Annotated in this window: 19 protein-coding genes; 9 read left to right on the top strand and 10 right to left on the bottom strand. The window is 53.8% G+C overall.

The window, feature by feature from the left end:
- Positions 1–23 precede the first annotated feature (23 nt).
- Entirely contained in the window at positions 24–911 is an 888-nt protein-coding gene (cho, locus tag C2U41_RS07365) for an excinuclease Cho (RefSeq protein ID WP_103848930.1), read from the top strand.
- Here the strand turns inward: cho and ves are convergent.
- The 7 genes from ves to astC all read right to left on the bottom strand — a co-directional run bounded on the left by ves (position 871) and on the right by astC (position 8,659).
- The gene (gene ves / locus C2U41_RS07360) at positions 871–1,446 is read right to left on the bottom strand and encodes an environmental stress-induced protein Ves (protein WP_003030626.1); all 576 of its coding nucleotides are present in this window, start codon (positions 1,444–1,446) and stop codon (positions 871–873) included. The two genes, cho and ves, sit on opposite strands and share 41 nt — an antisense overlap.
- Positions 1,447–1,799: 353 nt before the next feature.
- The gene (gene spy, locus C2U41_RS07355; RefSeq protein WP_103848929.1) at positions 1,800–2,285 is read right to left on the bottom strand and encodes an ATP-independent periplasmic protein-refolding chaperone Spy; all 486 of its coding nucleotides are present in this window, start codon (positions 2,283–2,285) and stop codon (positions 1,800–1,802) included.
- 349 nt (positions 2,286–2,634) lie between these two features.
- Entirely contained in the window at positions 2,635–3,600 is a 966-nt protein-coding gene (gene astE, locus C2U41_RS07350) for a succinylglutamate desuccinylase (protein ID WP_048216532.1), read from the bottom strand.
- The gene (gene astB / locus C2U41_RS07345; protein WP_003843447.1) at positions 3,593–4,936 is read right to left on the bottom strand and encodes an N-succinylarginine dihydrolase; all 1,344 of its coding nucleotides are present in this window, start codon (positions 4,934–4,936) and stop codon (positions 3,593–3,595) included. The genes astE and astB overlap by 8 nt, the downstream gene beginning before the upstream one ends.
- Positions 4,933–6,411, bottom strand: coding sequence for a succinylglutamate-semialdehyde dehydrogenase (gene astD, locus C2U41_RS07340; RefSeq protein WP_032936103.1), 1,479 nt, complete (start codon positions 6,409–6,411; stop codon positions 4,933–4,935). The genes astB and astD overlap by 4 nt, the downstream gene beginning before the upstream one ends.
- The gene (astA, locus tag C2U41_RS07335) at positions 6,408–7,442 is read right to left on the bottom strand and encodes an arginine N-succinyltransferase (RefSeq protein ID WP_003030637.1); all 1,035 of its coding nucleotides are present in this window, start codon (positions 7,440–7,442) and stop codon (positions 6,408–6,410) included. Before astA ends, astD begins: the two co-directional genes overlap by 4 nt.
- Positions 7,439–8,659: a succinylornithine/acetylornithine transaminase gene (gene astC / locus C2U41_RS07330; protein WP_103848928.1), complete on the bottom strand. Its 1,221-nt coding sequence runs from the start codon at positions 8,657–8,659 to the stop codon at positions 7,439–7,441. The genes astA and astC overlap by 4 nt, the downstream gene beginning before the upstream one ends.
- Positions 8,660–9,103: 444 nt before the next feature.
- On the opposite strand from astC, the gene xthA reads away from it, so the two are divergent.
- The 7 genes from xthA (at position 9,104) to C2U41_RS07290 (ending at position 16,222) form a co-directional block, all read left to right on the top strand.
- Positions 9,104–9,910 carry an exodeoxyribonuclease III gene (xthA, locus tag C2U41_RS07320; protein WP_003030642.1) on the top strand — a complete coding sequence of 269 codons (807 nt, stop codon included), beginning with the start codon at positions 9,104–9,106 and terminating at the stop codon, positions 9,908–9,910.
- 223 nt (positions 9,911–10,133) lie between these two features.
- A complete protein-coding gene (locus tag C2U41_RS07315) occupies positions 10,134–10,790 on the top strand; it encodes a TVP38/TMEM64 family protein (protein WP_181013978.1) in 657 nt (218 codons plus the stop codon).
- The gene (locus C2U41_RS07310; RefSeq protein ID WP_032949112.1) at positions 10,787–11,485 is read left to right on the top strand and encodes a TVP38/TMEM64 family protein; all 699 of its coding nucleotides are present in this window, start codon (positions 10,787–10,789) and stop codon (positions 11,483–11,485) included. The genes C2U41_RS07315 and C2U41_RS07310 overlap by 4 nt, the downstream gene beginning before the upstream one ends.
- Before the next feature lie 31 nt (positions 11,486–11,516).
- Positions 11,517–12,686 carry an ABC transporter substrate-binding protein gene (locus C2U41_RS07305; protein WP_103848926.1) on the top strand — a complete coding sequence of 390 codons (1,170 nt, stop codon included), beginning with the start codon at positions 11,517–11,519 and terminating at the stop codon, positions 12,684–12,686.
- Positions 12,659–14,194 carry a thiamine ABC transporter permease gene (locus C2U41_RS07300; protein WP_103848925.1) on the top strand — a complete coding sequence of 512 codons (1,536 nt, stop codon included), beginning with the start codon at positions 12,659–12,661 and terminating at the stop codon, positions 14,192–14,194. Before C2U41_RS07305 ends, C2U41_RS07300 begins: the two co-directional genes overlap by 28 nt.
- Positions 14,194–14,826, top strand: coding sequence for an ATP-binding cassette domain-containing protein (locus tag C2U41_RS07295; protein WP_044700015.1), 633 nt, complete (start codon positions 14,194–14,196; stop codon positions 14,824–14,826). The genes C2U41_RS07300 and C2U41_RS07295 overlap by 1 nt, the downstream gene beginning before the upstream one ends.
- Positions 14,827–14,914: 88 nt before the next feature.
- Positions 14,915–16,222 carry a sulfurtransferase gene (locus C2U41_RS07290; RefSeq protein WP_016150113.1) on the top strand — a complete coding sequence of 436 codons (1,308 nt, stop codon included), beginning with the start codon at positions 14,915–14,917 and terminating at the stop codon, positions 16,220–16,222.
- Between the two features lie 100 nt (positions 16,223–16,322).
- On the opposite strand, the gene C2U41_RS07285 is transcribed toward C2U41_RS07290, so the two are convergent.
- Together C2U41_RS07285 and C2U41_RS07280 are read right to left on the bottom strand one after the other, a co-directional pair.
- Complete coding sequence (locus tag C2U41_RS07285) at positions 16,323–16,946, bottom strand: CDP-alcohol phosphatidyltransferase family protein (RefSeq protein ID WP_003030659.1); 624 nt, start codon at positions 16,944–16,946, stop codon at positions 16,323–16,325.
- Entirely contained in the window at positions 16,939–17,508 is a 570-nt protein-coding gene (locus C2U41_RS07280; protein ID WP_003030660.1) for a carboxymuconolactone decarboxylase family protein, read from the bottom strand. The genes C2U41_RS07285 and C2U41_RS07280 overlap by 8 nt, the downstream gene beginning before the upstream one ends.
- A gap of 79 nt (positions 17,509–17,587) precedes the next feature.
- Here C2U41_RS07280 and C2U41_RS07275 point away from each other — a divergent pair, with 79 nt between their 5' ends.
- Positions 17,588–18,001, top strand: a complete 414-nt coding sequence (locus C2U41_RS07275) for a pyrimidine (deoxy)nucleoside triphosphate diphosphatase (protein ID WP_044712178.1) — start codon at positions 17,588–17,590, stop codon at positions 17,999–18,001.
- On the opposite strand, the gene C2U41_RS07270 is transcribed toward C2U41_RS07275, so the two are convergent.
- Positions 17,961–18,236 carry a YnjH family protein gene (locus C2U41_RS07270; RefSeq protein ID WP_016150109.1) on the bottom strand — a complete coding sequence of 92 codons (276 nt, stop codon included), beginning with the start codon at positions 18,234–18,236 and terminating at the stop codon, positions 17,961–17,963. The genes C2U41_RS07275 and C2U41_RS07270 overlap by 41 nt on opposite strands.
- Positions 18,237–18,411: the final 175 nt, after the last annotated feature.

The raw sequence follows: 18,411 nt of genomic DNA, 5'->3' as shown, positions 1-18,411 counted from the left end.
ATAACCAGCATCCGGAGTGAGAAGTGGTACGGCGTCAATCAGCCCCGCGCCTGACATTTGAGGCAGCGGCAATCTATGAATATCCTGAGCACCTGCGTCCATTTTTGAGTGCGCTTCCCGCCGTGCCAGGCGTCTATCTGTTTCACAGTGAAAGCGACACTATGCCGCTCTATATTGGTAAAAGCGTCAATATTCGCAGCCGCGTGATGGCACATCTGCGTACCGCAAACGAAGCAGCAATGCTGCGTCAGGCCAAACGCATTAGCTGGATTTGTACCGCGGGAGAAATTGGTGCCCTGCTGCTGGAAGCGCGATTGATCAAAGAACAGCAGCCGTTGTTTAATAAACGACTGCGGCGCAATCGTCAGCTTTGCGCCTTGCAGCTTACCGACCGAACTGTTCAGGTTGTCTACGCACGAGATATTGATTTCTCCCATGCCCCCAATCTGTTTGGCCTGTTTGCCAATCGTCGCGCAGCGCTACAAGCGTTGCAAAGCCTCGCGGATGAACAACAGCTGTGCTACGGCCTGTTGGGGCTGGAACCCCTGAGTCGCAGGCGCGCCTGTTTTCGCTCCGCGCTTAAGCGATGCGCCGGAGCGTGCTGCGGGAAAGAGAGTCATGAAGCCCATCATTTGCGTCTGTTAGAGGCGCTGGAAAGAGTGAGAGTGATTTGCTGGCCATGGAGCAATGCCATTGCGCTGCAGGAAACCCGCGCTGAAATGACACAGTACCATATCATCAACAACTGGCTGTGGCTGGGAGCCGTTTCAACGCTGGATGAAGCGGCTACCCTGGCGCGTATGCCGGCCGGCTTTGACCATGATGGCTACAAAATTCTCTGTCGGCCTGTTCTGTCTGGTCAATATGACATTATTGAACTGCGTCCGGAGAATGGCCCGGCATCCAGTTAATCTCGCTGAACAGCAGTTTTCCCTCGCGCTCCAGCAGTCGTAAGGTGTGTTTACCGTCGTGCCAGCTTGCACCCTGATCGGCGGTCAGTAGCTTATCGCCCAGTTGCCAGGCACCGCTGATAACAAATACCACGCCGCCGCGCGAACCAAAAGTCGTAAACGTGCGGTCGGCAACTCTGACTTTCGCCTGGCAGACATCCCGTCGGGTCATGATATTGAAATCCATCGACATCTGCCCTTCTGTCAGCTTCGCTTTTACCACCTTGTCACCGGCAAAGGTAAAAGGCTGATGCTGTTTCAGAGTATGTGTGAAGGTGTTTGACTCTTCCAGGGTCACTTCTCCACCTTCCAGCAGGGTAATCACGCGTTCTACGCCGGGAAAGAGAGAAAACTCTCCGTTGGCTGCAATGGAGGCGATACTCGCCCGCCAGTGAAAATCTCGTGTTGCTGGCGGAAAACAGCAAATCTCACGGGTTTCTCCCGCACCATTTCGCCACAGATTGACCGGCATTTTGCGGATATCAAAGTATTCCATCATCCCTCCAGAAAGACGCAGCACGGCAACCCGCCGTAAACAGGCAGCCATAAATCATCATTGGTATGTTCACCCTGCAGATTATTGTTATCGGCAGCAGAGTTGATTTGCCTTAGCGATGAACCCGGTGTTTTGCAAAAAAGAATAACGCGCTGATCCAGGTAGAATTTTCACGGGCTTCAGGAGAATAGCGTGTCGTGTGTCCGGTGCAATAGGCAGGAAAGAAAAAACCGCCGATCCTGCCCACATCGTTAAACGTGTTGTGGACAAGAGCGGCGGTCTTGAGTTTGGTTTCACGCTGTGCGGCAATCAGTGCAACACAGCATGAATGATTTAGTGTAGACGCTGATCGATTACTCGGCAGCTTGTGGCATTTTACCTTTCTGCGCTGCACGTTCTGTCAGACGCTTCTCAAAATTGGCATTAAACTGCTTTTTCTGTTCCGGGGTCAGAATGTTGTAAATCTTGTTCTGAGTTTCCATATGCGCCAGCATGTTGGCTTTGCGCTGTTCTTCCATCTTCGCAATCTGCGCTTCGGCTTTCGCTTTATCGAAACTATCGCTGGCAATAATGTCGTGCATCGCGCGACGCTCTTCCAGCGGCGGACGTTTCATCTGGTCGCGTTGACCTTTCATGATCTCGCGAATCTGCTGTTTCTGAGCATCGGTCAGGTTCAGGTCTTTGAACATCATGTCGTGATGCGGGGCGAATTTACCGTTGTGGTGCATCATCGGTTTGGCATCAGCTGGCGCAGTTGTTGTCGTGTCAGCGGCGTGAGCCAGGTTGGCAGCACCCAGGGCCAGAGTAGAGGCAACAAACAGAGCAGTCAGTTTACGCATGATTTCTATCCTTTCTTTCAGTTATTTTTACGACACTCATGCGACTCTTATGCAATGTGATGTCGTGTTGACGAGATTAACTTTACCGGCTTAAGCGTCAATTAATCAGAGCAACGGTAAAACAGTGAAAGTATAAAAAACAAATTTTCATCAATTATGAAGAAAAAAAGAATAAATTGCGCAGAGTTGCAATAAAAAATTACAACAGGATGATTTTGAAAGGATTATGAAGAACTATACCTGAAACCTGATTATTAAGAAAGCAATTCACCAGGAATAATCCGTAATAAATAAAAACAGCACGCAAAAATAAGCCCTGAAGGATAAACCTGCAAGGCATATATATTTATCACATTTTTTGGAGCATCAGCCCGGCACGTAAACCACAGGCCACGTTGGGATTCGGAAAGAGAACGTATTCAACATCATGGGTGACAATAAAACGTTCATCACCGTCCTGCGCCAGCAAGGTTCCCTCTTTAAAAGGGGTAAAGTTGAGCGTCTGGTTATCCATATGAAGAATGAAATCGTCGCTACGTCGCGTGATTTGCGACACTACGCGGTAGCGCAGCGGAGATGTTTCTCCCGTCGATACTCGCTCGCCTCGCAGCAACTGCGCCAGTGCGTCTGCCGTTTGCGCAAACTGGGACAGATCGTTTTGTCCAAACGGCAGCGCTTTACCGAGTTCCAGCGTACAGGCCAGTGCGCCAAAATGTTCCCCGCTAAAATGGGTGAACGTGCCGCCAGGCGTCTGATGAAAGACCAGCGCCTCCAGTCCCGCATATCCCAGCCATTCAAGAAAACCCTCATCCCAGGCAACGTTGCGTTGTGGCAACACGCCAAAGCGCAGATGCTGTGAACCGCGAATCGCGGTGTGTAGATCCAGATGCCAGCGTGCTGGCTCTTTCGCCCGCGAATAAAAATCCTCCAGACACAGCTCAAGCTCATGGGCTCGGCGCGTTTCTTCACTCGCGGTAAAAATCTGCCACCGGCCGCCAAACATACGATTCAGGTCGCTATGACAATACCGTTTTCCCGCAGCAAGCGCCTGCGGGTTTCCCAGAATCACCAGTAGCCGCCATGTTAGTGCCAGCTCGCCGCTAAATAACCTGGACAACAATGAGTCGAGTATCTCTACCGGCGCGGTTTCATTGCCATGGATCCCCGCAGACAGCACCAGAGAATGTTCAACGGGTGCAAGCGGCGTCAATTCCAGAATTCCGTGACCGATCCACTGCCAGTCAAAACCATGAATGGTTCCTTGCGTTTTCTCTGGAGTGGCGCCTGCGAGCGTGATAGCCAGAAAGTTATCCATGGCGCATCCCCTCCAACTGGAAAGGATACACAGAGCCGAGGTTAAGCAATTGCGTCAGCGTATCCAGCGCTTCACGCCCCTCGCGCAACAGCTGTGGGTCGGCAAGGTCGGCAGCGGTAAGACGATCGCGATAGTAACGGTCAACCCAGTTATTCAACGTGTTAAACAGCATATCGTTCATGATAACCGCCGGATTCACCGCCTGCTGTTCCTGCAAGGTGAGCACCACTCTCAGGCGCAAGCATGCCGGACCGCCGCCGTTGGACATACTTTCACGCAGATCGAATACCCGCAGGTCATCGATCGGATTGTCTTCCTCGAGAAGACGGTTCAGATACCGCCACACGCCAGTATGCTCCCGGCACTCCTGCGGCAGGACCAGCATCATCGAACCGTCGTCACGACTCAGCAACTGACTGTTAAACAGATAGGTAGTCACCGCATCCTGCACCGAAACTTCCGCAGTCGGGACTTCCAGCGGGGTAAAACCTGCCACCTGACTACGCAACTGCTCTAATAACGCCTGCTGTCTGACAAACGCCTGCTGATGACAAAACAACACCTGGCGATTCGACACCGCAATCACATCGTTATGAAACACACCAAGATCGATGACATCCGGATTTTGCTGAGCAAAAATACACTGATGCGGGTTAACCTGATTCAGTCGTGCGACCGCCTCACTGGCCTCACGGGATTGCCTTGCCGGATAGCGCTTCGGCTGGGATGCATTGCCTTCTTCACGACCGTAAACAAATAGCTGTACACCGGGATCGCCGTAATCTCCACCGAGGCGGTTATGGTTTGCCGCCCCTTCATCACCGAAAAGCGCAACCTGGGGTAACGCACCGTGGACAGCAAAACTATTCTCATCACGGAAAATCGCCCGTAGCAACGCTTCGGTAGTAGGAGCTTCCAGCGAACGGTGGAACTTATTATTCAGATTCGCCACCGTCAGATGCACTTTCCCGTCCAGCGAATCTGCTGAAGGGCAAACCGTTGCCGCATTCGCTACCCACATAGGCGATGCGGAGCTGGCACTGGAGAGCCAGTGAGGTGCCTGACGCGCCACTTTCTCCAGCACCTGTTCATCACTGCCGCTAAAACCCAACTGACGCAGAACCGGAATAAAAGGCCGCTCGTGGGGGGGGATCACCGCCTGAGGAAAACCCGCATCCGCCAACGCTTTCATCTTTAGCAGACCTTGCTTCGCCGCCAGACGCGGGTTCGACACCTGAAATCGATGTTTGGTTGAGGCCTCATTACCAAATGACAATCCAGCATAGTGGTGAGTCAGTCCCACCAGGCCATCAAAATTTACCTCACGGGCTTTCATAGATTATCCTCGCGAGAAAAATCCAGCCCGGGGCTAAGCGCCGTTGGCAGCGTTAAGACCGGTGATTCCAGACTTGCCATCGGCCAGGCGCAATAATCTGCGGCATACCACGCGCTGGCGCGATGGTTCCCGGAAGCGCCAACGCCGCCAAACGGTGCGGTACTCGCAGCGCCGGTTAACGGCTTATTCCAGTTGACGATCCCTGCTCGTGCCTCCAGCAGTAGCTGTTCAAACTGGCCGCGATCGGGCGAAACTAACCCACACGACAGTCCAAAGCGGGTGTTGTTCGCCACACGAATCGCCTCATCAAAACTGTCATAACGCCATACGCCAAGCAGCGGCCCAAAAACCTCTTCATCAGGTACGTTCGCCGCCCCGGTCAGTTCAATGATTCCAGGGGTCAGCAGTGACGTTCCGGCTTTCACCAGACGTGGCGCCAACAGCGTACGTCCCCCCAACGACGCCAGACGCTGCCAGGCATCATAGACATGCTGCGCGGCCTGTTCGGAAATCAGTCCGCCCATAAACGGCTGCGGTTCCGCATCCCAGTTGCCGGGCATTAAACGCTGACTAACCTCCACCAGACGCGTCAGGAACGCATCACCCTGCGCGCCTTTTTTTACCAGCAGGCGGCGGGCACAGGTACAGCGTTGTCCGGCGGTGACAAATGCGGACTGAATGGTCAGATGCACGGCGGCATCAATATCCTCCGGATTCTCAATAATCAGCGGGTTATTACCCCCCATCTCGAGGGCGAGGATTTTTTCCGGTTGACCGGATAACTGCCGATGCAACTGATAACCGGTATTGGCACTGCCGGTAAACAGCAGACCATCGAGGTCTTCCAGCGCACTCAGCGCCTGCCCTGTTTCACGTCCGCCCTGCACCAGGTTCAGCACACCCGGCGGCAATCCCGCCTGTTCCCACAGCTTTGTTACTGCTTCACCGGTCCACGGCGTCAACTCGCTGGGTTTGAAAATCAACGTATTGCCTGCCAGCAATGCCGGAACAATATGGCCATTGGGTAAATGACCAGGGAAGTTATACGGACCAAAAACCGCCAGCACGCCGTGTGGGCGATGGCGCAACGTTGCCGCGCCATCCGGTAGTTCGCTGTGCTGCTCTCCGGTACGGGCATGGTAAGCTTTGACGGAGATGGCGATTTTATTGATCATCGCCGTCAGTTCAGTCGCGGCTTCCCAGCGTGGTTTGCCGGTTTCCCTGGCGATAATCTGGGTTAGCTCGGACTTATTGCTTTCCAACAATGAAGCAAACTTTTCAACAATCGCCTGGCGTTCACTGAAGGGCTGTTTAGCCCAACCGGCAAAAGCTGCACGCGCAGCCTGGCACGCTTGCGTCACCTGCGTGGCATCGGCATCATTGCCGTGCCACAGCACATCACCACCTACTGGGTTGGTTTTCACCCGACGCTCGCCCAGTCCCGTCACCCAGTCACCGTTTATCCATAGTGTCATGCTGTTTTCTCCTCTGCACAAAGACGCACAAAACGTACATGGTCGCCCGCGTGGCATTTCAGGGCATCCAGTTGTGCCGCCGTCAGTACCAGACGTTGGGTATCCGGGTCTGCGCGAACCAGCATGACGCGGAAGTTTTGATAGTTTTCATTGGCAACCAGACAGGCCGGATAATCGCCGGTTGCTGGCTGACCTTCCGCCACTTCCACCAGCCTGCTTTTACGAATCGCCCGCACCCGGTCAATATCGCATTCCAGCGTCGGCCCGCCGTCGAAAATATCGACATAGTTGCGATAGCGAAAGCCCTCTTTCTCCAGCACCGCCCGCGCGGGCGCCGTTTGCGGATGAACCTGACCAATCACGCTTTGTGCTTCATCAGACAGGAAATCGGTGTAAATAGGATGCTTGGGCATTAATTCAGCAATAAACGCTTTTTGCCCTGTTCCGCAGAGAAAATCCGCCCGGCTGAACTCCATTGAAAAAAAGCGTTTGCCGAGGCTTTGCCAAAACGGCGAGTAACCGTGTTCATCGATCACGCCGCGCATCTCAGCCACGACCTTCTCATTAAACTTGTCACGAAACGCGGCCATAAACATAAAGCGCGATTTTGACAACAAATAGCCGTTGCCTTCTTTTCGCCAGTCCGGATCGAGAAACAGCGTACAAAGCTCGCTGCTACCCGTGTGATCGTTACTCAGAAACAGCGTCGGCAGCGCGTTATACACATTTAGCTCTTTCGAGGCGTGGACCAGTGTGCCGACCCGATAGTTGTACCAGGGATCGTTAAGTCCTACCGCCACCTCAATGGCGCAAATCCCGGCCACAGTTCCGCTGGCGCTGTCTTCCAGCACAAACACATATCCCTGCTCACTTTTGGGCAACTCACCGCGCCAGGTTTGTAGCGAACGTTCGATACGCGCCATTAGCGTCGCTTCATTCGCCGGTAGCGAGGTCAATCCGCCGCCGGTCTTACCGGCAAGCTGCATCAACGCGGTGATATCAGCACGTTCAATGGGACGAATCACCATCATGATGAACCTCCTGCTTTAATGCGTTCGCAGGCCAGCGCAAAGCGATCCAGTCCGGTGGCAACTTCTTCTTCGCTGACATTGAGCGCTGGCGCAAAACGCACCACGTTAGCGCCAGCAATCAGTACCATCACCCCGGCAACAGCCGCTTCTTGCGAGATGAGTTTCGCTTTCCCGGCAAATTCCGCGTTCAGCACGCAGCCGATCAGCAGCCCGAGTCCTCGAATTTCACTAAACAGTCCAAAACGTTCGTTAATGGCGTTAATACGCTCCACAAACCAGTCGTGGCGCTGTTTTACTCCGTTGAGCACTTCCGGCGTGTTAACAATTTCCAGCAGTTTACCCGCCACCGCCGTCGCCAGCGGGTTGCCGCCGTACGTTGTACCGTGCGTACCCACCGTCATCACACTGGCGCAATGCTCTGTCGCCAGCAGTGCGCCGATGGGGAAACCACCGCCCAGCGCTTTAGCTGTCGTCAGCAGGTCCGGCGTAACGCCGTAATGCATATAGGCATACAGCTCGCCAGTACGGCCAACCCCGGTCTGAACCTCATCAAAAATCAGCAGCGCATTATGGCGATCGCATAATTCACGCAACCCCTGCAAAAACGCGTTTGTTGCCGGCACCACGCCGCCTTCGCCCTGGACAGGCTCGACGATGACCGCACAGGTCGTGTCATCAATCAGTTGGCTGGCAGAATCGAGATCGTTATACACGGCATGGCGGATATCCGGCGGCAGCGGCGCGAAATCCTGTGAATAGGCGGGCTGACCACCGGCGCTGACGGTAAACAGCGTGCGGCCATGGAAGGCATTTTTAAACGCCACAATCCCGCTCTTCTGGCTGCCAAAACGATCGTGGGCATATTTACGCGCCAGTTTTAGTGCCGCTTCGTTGGCTTCTGCGCCGGAGTTACAGAAGAAAATGCGCTCGGCGAAGGTGGCGTCAATCAGCTTTTTCGCCAGACGCAATACCGGCTCGTTGGTGTAGCCATTTCCGGTATGCCAGAATTTGCTCGCCTGGTCGTTTAATGCCTCGCGCAATGCCGGATGGGCGTGACCCAGCGCGTTAACCGCAATGCCTCCCGCGAAATCGATATACTCTTTACACTGCTGATCCCACAGACGTGAACCTTCACCCCGCACCGGAATAAAAGGGGCCGGAGCGTATACAGGCATCATCCATTCATCAAAATTTTCACGCGTAATTGACAGAGACATAGCGACCTCAACGGTAAATAAAAGGTTATTTATATGTTAATAAATATAGTGTTTGCGGTGTAAATGTAGATTGCAGGGTTCGTGCCAGCCAGCGAAAAAAGTGCATAAACGGAGGTCGAGGACGAAATATCAACAGGTTACAACGTGACGATATTCACTATACGTGCATATAAAGTGAATATGTTTGCGCATCAGATGACTAAACAGAGGAAAAAACGCAGTTTTATTCAGTCGCCAAATATAATTCTGGAATTGTGATCGTATACGAAATTTTTCGGAAATTATTGCTCCATTCCGGCGCGCTTCGCGCCAAAACAGTGCAGTTTTTGCTCCATCGTTAACACCATTAGCAATCATTGTTGGAATCAGGTGACAAGAAGCAGTCAGTCTGCAGAAATTCTGCTACCATCCTTGCACTATTCATCTTGCAAAGTGGCAGTGACTATGAAATTTGTCTCTTTTAATATCAACGGCCTGCGTGCCCGTCCCCATCAACTGGCAGCCATTGTCGAAAAACATCAACCGGATGTTATTGGCTTACAGGAGACAAAAGTCCACGACGATATGTTCCCTCTCGAAGAGGTAGCAAAGCTCGGTTACAACGTCTTTTATCACGGCCAGAAAGGCCATTACGGCGTCGCGTTGTTAACGAAAGAAACGCCAATTGCGGTACGTCGTGGCTTCCCGGGCGATGACGAAGAAGCGCAGCGTCGTATTATCATGGCAGAAATTCCGTCCCCTCTGGGCAGCATCACTGTGATCAACGGCTATTTCCCGCAGGGCGAAAGCCGCGACCATGAAACTAAATTCCCGGCCAAAGCCGCGTTTTACCAGAACCTGCAAAACTATCTTGAGACAGAGTTGAAGCGCGACAATCCGGTATTGATCATGGGCGATATGAATATTAGCCCAACTGATCTCGATATCGGCATTGGCGAAGAGAACCGTAAACGCTGGCTGCGTACCGGAAAATGTTCCTTCCTGCCGGAGGAGCGTGAGTGGATGGAACGCCTGCTGGGCTGGGGTCTGGTGGATACCTACCGTCACGCAAATCCTGAAAAGAATGACCAGTTCTCGTGGTTTGATTACCGCTCAAAAGGCTTTGACGATAACCGTGGCCTGCGTATCGATCTGCTGCTGGCGAGCAACCCATTGGCGGAACGCTGCGAAGAAACCGGCATCGACTATGAAATTCGCAGTATGGAAAAACCGTCCGACCATGCGCCGGTATGGGCTAAATTCCGCGTCTGATCTTCTATGTTTTGTTACTCTCCGGGCCCGGCCTGGAGAGTCTGTTTATTCTGTGCAAAATCAATAAAGCGACGGTAATACATTGTTGCGGCCGGGAATTTATTATATCTTCGCGCGCACTTTTCGCTGACGAAAATGCTCCATTGCACTCGGTTTTACAGGAGAACCCCCATGAAAAAGAAGTTCGCATAAAGCAGAATACCGGCTGCTGATTGTCGCGGTCCTGTTCTGCGTTCTGGCGGGGGTTTTCCATCATTATGGTCTGACCGACCTGATAACCAATTTCCATCATTTACAAGACGTCATCCGCCAAAGCGGTATGTTCGGCTATACGCTTTATATCCTGCTGTTTATTGTTGCTGCGCTGTGTCTGATCCCCGGCAGCATCCTGGTGATCGTCGGCGGTGTGCTGTTTGGCCCCGTGGCAGGGACGCTTATCTCGTTAGTGGCAGCAACCGTGGCCTCGGCGCTGTCGTTTTTGCTGGCTCGCTGGCTTGGGCGGGATCTGCTCCTGAAATACGTTGGGCATACGACAATGTTTCAGACTATCGAAAAAGGCATTGCCCATAGCGGAGTTGACTTTCTGATCCTCACCCGGCTCGTGCCGCTGTTCCCTTATAATATTCAAAATTACGCCTATGGGCTGACGGCCATTCCGTTCTGGTCATTTACCGTGATATCTGCGGCAACCACTTTACCAGGCATTTTTATTTATACGCTGATGTCGCACGAACTGGCCAGCGAAGGAATTAGTTGGGCATTTATCGGTAAGCTCAGCGTGGCGGGGCTGGCGTTATTCGCCCTCGTTCAGGCAGCCAAAGCCTGGGCCCGGTATAAGCATATCGATCCGTCAGCTCCTCACGAGTGCGCAGATAAATGATAAAACGACGCATCCATTACTACCGCGCAGGAGTGATAATCCTGCTGCTGCTCGCGCTGATGGCGTGGGCGTGGATACCTGGCGTGAGCGATTTTCTCCACGCCAGCCTGGCGGCATTTGCCACGCTCGATCAGCATGCAATTGAGAATTTTATTCGTTCTTACGGAACTCAGGCGGCGGTCGTTTCATTCTTCCTGATGATCTTGCAGGCCATCGTCGCCCCGCTTCCCGCTTTTGTGATCACCTTTGCCAACGCCTCGCTGTTTGGTGCATTTTGGGGCGGCATATTGTCCTGGTGCAGCGCAATGGCCGGCGCGGCGCTGTGCTTTTTTATTGCCCGTGTTTTAGGCCGTGGCGCGGTGGAGAAACTGACCGGAAAAACGGTGTTGAACAACATGGACGCTTTTTTCGAGCGTTATGGCAAGCACACCATTCTGGTCTGTCGACTGTTACCTTTTGTACCGTTCGATCCGGTAAGCTACGCAGCAGGCCTGACCTCGATTCGGTTTCGCCATTTTTTCATCGCCACCGGTATCGGTCAGTTACCCGCCACTATCGTCTATTCATGGGCTGGTAGCCTGTTAACCGGCGGTACATTTTGGTTTGTAACCGGCCTGTTCATCCTGTTCGCTCTGAGCGTAATAATTTCAGTGGCGAGAAGCCTTTATCTTGAACATCAGCGAAAAAAAACCTGAGACTTCCCCCATTTTTAGCCATGGAGATACTATGCGTTACTGCTTATTGTGCCTGAGTTTAATGCTCTGTCCGCTGGCGACGTTTGCCCAGGACGACGGCTGGCAACAAATCAAAAATGATGCCCGCGGTCAGACGGTGTGGTTCAACGCCTGGGGTGGCGACAATGCAGTTAACCAGTATCTCGATTGGGTTAGCGGCGAGATGAAAACGCACTATGCAATTAACCTGAAAATCGTACGTCTCGCAGATGCCGCCGACGCGGTAAAACGTATCCAGACAGAAGCAGCATCCGGGCGAAAAACCGGGGGTTCTGTCGATTTATTGTGGGTTAACGGCGAAAACTTCCGCACCCTGAAAGAAGCCGGGCTTCTGCAAACTCAGTGGGCGCAAACGCTGCCTAACTGGCGCTATGTTGATACCCAGAAACCGGTGACCGAAGATTTCTCCGTTCCAACGGAGGGGGCTGAATCACCGTGGGGCGGTGCCCAACTCACCTTTATTGCCCGGCGCGATCTCACCGCACAGCCGCCGCAATCTCCGCAGGCACTGCTTGAATTTGCGCAGGCGCACCCTGGCACGGTGACCTATCCGCGCCCGCCAGACTTTACCGGCACGGCGTTTCTGGAGCAGTTGTTAATATCGCTCACCACCAAACCACAAGCATTGAAAGTTGCGCCAGATGCAGCGACATTCGCCAACGTTACCGCGCCATTGTGGCATTATCTTGATACCTTGCACCCTGTACTTTGGCGTGAAGGCAAAGATTTTCCGCCCACGCCAGCACGAATGGATGTACTGCTCAATAGCGGCACCCTGCATTTGTCATTGACCTTTAACCCTGCCCACGCGCAGCAAAAAGTAGCCAGCGGCGAATTGCCTAAAAGCAGCTACAGTTTTGGTTTCTCACAGGGCATGCTCGGCAACGTGCACTTTGTTGCCATTCCGGCGAATGCCCGCACCAGCGCCGGAGCAAAAGTCGTGGCAAACTTCCTGCTTTCGCCCGAAGCACAACTGCGTAAAGCCGACTCAACCGTCTGGGGAGATCCTTCGGTGCTTGATCCACAAAAATTACCTGTCGAACAGCGTGATGCGCTGCTGGCACGGATCCCACAAGGACTCCCTGCCGTTCTGCCGGAACCGCATGCTGCCTGGGTAAACGCTCTGGAACAAGAATGGCTACGCCGCTACGGTACGCATTAATTTTGCTACTCTGGGCCATCATGGCGACAGTTTATCTGCCGTTGGTGCCAGCGGCTTTCTCTCTGATAACGCCAGCCCTTAGCCTACCCCATTGGCAGGCTCTCTTTGCCGACCCTCAACTTCCGCAGGCGTTACTGGCGACGCTTGTTTCCACAGGACTGGCTGCCGGCGGCGCACTAATCATCGCGCTGCTGGCGATCCTCGCTTTATGGCCCGGTGCAGGCTGGGCGCGACTAAGCACCCGTCTTCCGTGGCTGCTGGCGATCCCGCATGTTGCCTTCGCCACCAGCGTGCTGTTGGTTTTTGCCGAAGGCGGTAAAATCTGGCAATGGCTTCCGTTCCTCAGCCCACAGCCAGACCGTTACGGCATTGGGCTTGGCGTGACGCTGGCGGTAAAAGAGAGCGCTTTTTTGTTATGGATCCTCTCGGCTCTACTGAGTGAAAAACAACTTTCGCAGCAGGTTATCGTGCTGGATTCGCTGGGTTACAGCCGACTGCAATGCCTGAACTGGCTGGTACTGCCCGCTATCGGCCCGGCATTAGGCAAAGCTATGCTGGCGATTGTTGCCTGGTCACTCTCCGTTGTGGATGTGGCAATCGTCCTCGGCCCCGGAAATCCGCCAACACTGGCCGTATTGAGCTGGCAATGGCTCAGTCAGGGCGATGTCGAACAGCAGGCGAAAGGCGCACTCGCCAGCCTGTTGCTGGTGCTGTTACTCCTCATTATCGCGCTGGTGAGTTATCTGTTGTGGCGCGCCTGGCGACGTACTATCCCGGCAGTAAATGGTGAACGCCTGCATTTTTCACCTATAACAATCGCACGCCCGCTGGTACAGATCTTGCCCGTCAGCGGTGTGGTATGCGCGCTTGTACTGGCGCTTATCGCCAGCTATTCCTCACTAAACCACGAGGCGCTCAGCAATAGCCTGCAGCTAGGGCTCCTTTCCAGCGTGTTAACGCTACTGATACTTTTTGTCTGGCTGGAATGGGGTCCACAAACCGGGCACCGCTGGGTCTGGCTACCGCTCATTTTGCCTGCGCTACCACTGGTAACCGGACAATATCTGCTGGCGTTATATGCCGAACAGGATGGACTGATGACAACCATTATCTGGGGCCACCTGCTGTGGGTGATGCCCTGGATGCTATTTGTGCTTAAACCGGCCTGGCAGCGCATTGACCCGCGATTAATTTTGATTGCACAAACGCTGGGCTGGTCGCAGGGGCGGATATTCTGGCTGGTGAAATGCCCGCAGCTGGTGCGTCCGGCATTGATTGCCTTCGCGGTTGGCTTCTCGGTCAGTATCGCCCAGTATATGCCGACGCTGTGGCTAGGTGCCGGACGCTATTCCACGCTGACCACCGAAGCGGTGGCATTAAGCAGCGGCGGTAGCAGCGAGATTCTGGCAACACAAGCGTTGTGGCAGCTTCTTCTACCACTGCTCGTTTTCGCGCTCGCAGCCTTTCTCGCCGCGTGGATTGGCCGCTTTCGACAAGGACTCCGCTAATGCTCATTGTGCAAAACGTTTCGTTGTACCAGGGTGCGACTGCGCTGCTGAAGAACGTTACCTTTCAGGTTGATAAAAGTGACATTGTCACGATTATGGGTTCTTCCGGCAGCGGAAAGTCTTCGTTGTTTTCGTGGATGGTCGGGGCGTTGTCGCCTCAGTTTCAGGCATCAGGCGAGCTGTGGCTCAACGAACGACGCGTTGACGCGCTACCTACGGCGCAGCGCCAGATTGGCATTCTGTTCCAGGATGCGTTGTTGTTTGACCATTTCAGCGTTGGGCAGAATTTACTGCTGGCCCTACCTGCCAGCCTGCAGGGTTCCGCCAGACGACATGCGGTGGAAAGTGCTCTCGCACGCGCTGACCTGGCCGGTTTTTATTCTCGCGATCCGGCGTCGCTCTCCGGCGGACAACGCTCGCGTGTCGCCCTGCTCCGCGCGCTACTGGCTCAGCCCCAGGCACTGTTACTTGATGAACCCTTTAGTCGGCTGGATGCGTCGCTACGCGACACCTTTCGCCAATGGGTCTTCACCGAGGTGCGTAAGTTGGGGATCCCGGTGGTACAGGTGACCCATGACGCGCAGGACGTTCCGCCAGCAGGCCGCGTACTTCAGATGGAAAACTGGGCGTGAATGTGGCGATATGCTGCGTTAACGCAAGGTTTTTACTTAACCGGCGGCACAGAATGTCGTCCTCTTTTTTTCAACGTCGGGCTATTCGATGAAACGTGTTTCTCAAATGACCGCGCTGGCACTGGCTTTAGGGCTCGCTTGCGCTTCTTCCTGGGCAGCTGAAACAGCACAGACGCTCACCCTCGACCAGTTACAGCAAAAGCAAGGCGCGGCGATCGATACCCGTCAGAGCGCTTTTTACAACGGCTGGCCGCAGTCGCTTAATGGTCCTTCAGGACACGAACCTTCCGCACTGAACCTGTCTGCCGCCTGGCTCGACAAGATGAATGATGAACAACTCAGCGCCTGGGTTCAGTCGCATCAGTTGAAAACTGATGTGCCAGTAGCGCTGTATGGTAGCGATAACGACATACAGGCTGTCAAAGCCCGCCTGCAAAAAGTTGGCTTTAACCATATCTCCACCCTCAGCGATGCGCTTACGGACCCAGCCCGCCTGCAACGTCTGCCGCACTTCGAACAGCTGGTGTACCCGCAGTGGCTGCACGACCTGCAGCAGGGTAAAAACGTAACCGCTAAACCGGCGGGTGACTGGAAAGTGATTGAGGCCGCCTGGGGCGCGCCGAAGTTGTATCTGCTCAGCCACATCCCTGGTGCGGGCTACATTGATACCAACGAAGTTGAAAGCGAACCGCTGTGGAATAAAGTTTCCGACGCGCAGCTCAAAGCGATGCTGGCGAAACACGGTATCCGCCACGACACCACGGTGATTTTATACGGTCGCGATGTCTATGCCGCTGCTCGCGTGGCGCAAATTATGCTGTACGCAGGCGTGAAAGATGTTCGTCTGCTCGACGGCGGTTGGCAAACCTGGTCCGACTCAGGTTTACCGGTCGAACGCGGAACTCCGCCAACGGTGAAACCAGAACCTGATTTCGGCGTGAAAATCCCTGCCCAGCCGCAGCTGATGCTCGATATGGAACAGGCTCGCGGTCTGCTGCATCGCCAGGATGCGTCTTTGGTGAGCATTCGTTCATGGCCAGAATTTGTCGGTACCACCAGCGGCTATAGCTACATTAAGCCAAAAGGTGAGATTGCAGGTGCACGTTGGGGCCACGCAGGCAGCGACTCCACGCATATGGAAGATTTTCATAACCCGGATGGCACCATGCGCAGCGCGGATGACATCGCCGCCATGTGGAAGCAATGGAATATCCTGCCGAATCAACAGGTCTCTTTCTATTGCGGTACCGGCTGGCGCGCTTCAGAAACGTTTATGTATGCCCGCGCGATGGGCTGGAAAAACGTCTCCGTCTACGATGGCGGCTGGTATGAGTGGAGCAGCAATCCAAAAAATCCGGTTGCCAGCGGTGAACGGGGCCCGGACGCCAGTAAGTAAGATTGTCATTATTGCCGGATGCGGCGAGAACGCTTTACTCTGCCTGGATATACCATCGTTGTAGGCCGGATAAGCGAAGCGCATCCGGCAACGCAATATCTTACTCCTGACGCTGGACCGCTTTCAGTGTCAGGTATCCGCTCCAGATCCGGGTAAACGTCGTCATCCAGCACAGCGCGCCAAAGACCCACGCCATCACGGCAAAATATTCCGGGAACAGACACCCCAACACAAATAGCAAAATCGTCTCAGTACCTTCGGTCAGTCCCCCCAGATAATAAAACGATTTATGCGCGTAGCCCGGGTTATCAATTTGATGTTTCGCCGCCAGAGCGGCAAAGGCCAGAAAGCTGCTGCCGGTTCCCATAAAGGCGAACAGCAGCCAGCCGCCAGCCAGCGAGTTAGCCGCCGGATCGGCGAGCATAAAACCGAATGGCACTAAGGCGTAAAACAGAAAATCGAGCGTGATATCAAGAAATCCGCCTGCGTCGGTTAGCCCTCTGCGCCGCGCCAGAGCCCCATCCAGCCCATCAAAAAGCCGATTGAGCACAATGACCGCCAGCGCTGCCAGATACCAGCCTAACGCCAAAAATGGCAAGGCCAACACGCCAATGGCAAAACCGACCAGCGTAAGCCCGTCCGGGGTAATCGCCGGTTTATCAATAATGCTTACGCAGCGATGCAAAAGCGGTTTTAATCGCGGATGAATATGACGATCAAGCATGCGGGCGTCCTTTAAAGCTGTCGCACAGCCCCTGGGAAGGAATATCGAGAGCAGCATTAAAACGCGCAGAGAGATTTTGAAACGCAATCAGCGCGGTCATTTCCGTAATGGCATCATCGGTAAAATGCTGCTTCATCTGCGCTTTCAGCGCATCATCAACCTGTGGAGGCGTTGCGGTCACCGCATCGGCATAGGCCAGAGCTACTTGCTCTTCTGCGCTAAATAGCGCCGATTCTTGCCAGTTGGCAACCTGTAAGACTTTATCCAGCGCGCCACAGCGTTCAGCCAACCGTAAACTGTTGGCATCAACGCAGAAAGCGCAGTGGCACACCTGAGAAACGCGGGTCATCAACAGCGCGCGCATCACCGGCGTTAAGCGCGCCTTTTTACGCTCCAGAAACCCGACAAACAGCGCCACCAGCCAGAACAGAAACGGCATCCGCCCCCACCAGCGCGTGGGATGCAGCACATCGCCATAATGTTTTTTCTGCGTAGCAACGAGCGGTTTTAGACTGGAAGGGATACGCGTTAACGGCTTTACCCACGACTGAGGTTCGTTCAACGGTGGCTCCTGAATACTTTAGATAAAACAAAGATAACGATAGTATGTCATATTCTGCTGTTAGATCTTGATGAATATAATGAAAACCATCGACGTGGTCGCCGCTATCATTGAACGTGATGGCAAAATTTTACTGGCTCAGCGTCCGCTACATGCGGATCAGTCAGGCATGTGGGAGTTTGCCGGCGGTAAGGTTGAACCGGGCGAAAGTCAGCCCGACGCGCTGTTCCGTGAACTGCGTGAAGAGTTGGGCATTGAAGCAGTCGTGGGGCGCTACATTGCCAGTCATCAGCGCGAGGTTTCGGGCCGACTGATTCACTTACATGCCTGGCATGTACCGTTATATCAGGGGGAACTGAAGGCGTATGAACATCAGGATATCGTCTGGTGTTCACCCGAAGAGGCGCTGCGTTATCCGCTGGCGCCTGCCGATATCCCACTACTGGAAGCGTTTATTCTTTTACGCGACGCCAGACCAGCGGATTTGTGCTGATCGTTTTCTCATCGCGTTGGCACTGAAGCAAGACGCCGTCAGCTTTAATCACTGCCCCTTCCGAATAGTTTTGATCCTGATAAATACAGCACTGGCTACAGGGCTGCGCCCGCTGACCGCTGGAACTGAACACTTCCGGCGGTACGTTAACCTGCACATCCGGGCGATAAGGCTGATTTGCCAGCGTCGCGCCGGACACCAGGGCCAACACGCCTGCCACGATTAAACGGCGCATATTCTTTCCTTTTTAACTGACAATTATGCTCAGTATAACGGTATAAATCGGCAGAAACTTTAGCCTCTTCGATCATCGTTTTTGGTTATGACCCACGACGCAATATTAATTTACTTAGCGGGGTTAATTTTTTCTTGCGTCGCGTCACAGTGCTGATGGTATAGTCAAAAACTGC

The sequence above is a fragment of the Citrobacter freundii complex sp. CFNIH4 genome (assembly GCF_002934505.1).
Lineage (GTDB): Bacteria > Pseudomonadota > Gammaproteobacteria > Enterobacterales > Enterobacteriaceae > Citrobacter > Citrobacter freundii.
This window is presented reverse-complemented; position numbering and strand designations above follow the sequence as displayed.

Bases quoted from the DNA above. Each gene is read 5' to 3' on its own strand.
- astD (WP_032936103.1), bottom strand. From the start codon at position 6,411: ATGACACTATGGATAAACGGTGACTGGGTGACGGGACTGGGCGAGCGT.
- astA (WP_003030637.1), bottom strand. From the start codon at position 7,442: ATGATGGTGATTCGTCCCATTGAACGTGCTGATATCACCGCGTTGATG.
- C2U41_RS07275 (WP_044712178.1), top strand. From the start codon at position 17,588: ATGAAAACCATCGACGTGGTCGCCGCTATCATTGAACGTGATGGCAAA.
- C2U41_RS07295 (WP_044700015.1), top strand. From the start codon at position 14,194: ATGCTCATTGTGCAAAACGTTTCGTTGTACCAGGGTGCGACTGCGCTG.
- xthA (WP_003030642.1), top strand. From the start codon at position 9,104: ATGAAATTTGTCTCTTTTAATATCAACGGCCTGCGTGCCCGTCCCCAT.
- C2U41_RS07310 (WP_032949112.1), top strand. From the start codon at position 10,787: ATGATAAAACGACGCATCCATTACTACCGCGCAGGAGTGATAATCCTG.
- C2U41_RS07300 (WP_103848925.1), top strand. From the start codon at position 12,659: ATGGCTACGCCGCTACGGTACGCATTAATTTTGCTACTCTGGGCCATC.
- C2U41_RS07285 (WP_003030659.1), bottom strand. From the start codon at position 16,946: ATGCTTGATCGTCATATTCATCCGCGATTAAAACCGCTTTTGCATCGC.
- astB (WP_003843447.1), bottom strand. From the start codon at position 4,936: ATGAAAGCCCGTGAGGTAAATTTTGATGGCCTGGTGGGACTGACTCAC.
- astC (WP_103848928.1), bottom strand. From the start codon at position 8,659: ATGTCTCTGTCAATTACGCGTGAAAATTTTGATGAATGGATGATGCCT.
- ves (WP_003030626.1), bottom strand. From the start codon at position 1,446: ATGGAATACTTTGATATCCGCAAAATGCCGGTCAATCTGTGGCGAAAT.
- C2U41_RS07305 (WP_103848926.1), top strand. From the start codon at position 11,517: ATGCGTTACTGCTTATTGTGCCTGAGTTTAATGCTCTGTCCGCTGGCG.
- C2U41_RS07290 (WP_016150113.1), top strand. From the start codon at position 14,915: ATGAAACGTGTTTCTCAAATGACCGCGCTGGCACTGGCTTTAGGGCTC.
- spy (WP_103848929.1), bottom strand. From the start codon at position 2,285: ATGCGTAAACTGACTGCTCTGTTTGTTGCCTCTACTCTGGCCCTGGGT.
- C2U41_RS07270 (WP_016150109.1), bottom strand. From the start codon at position 18,236: ATGCGCCGTTTAATCGTGGCAGGCGTGTTGGCCCTGGTGTCCGGCGCG.
- astE (WP_048216532.1), bottom strand. From the start codon at position 3,600: ATGGATAACTTTCTGGCTATCACGCTCGCAGGCGCCACTCCAGAGAAA.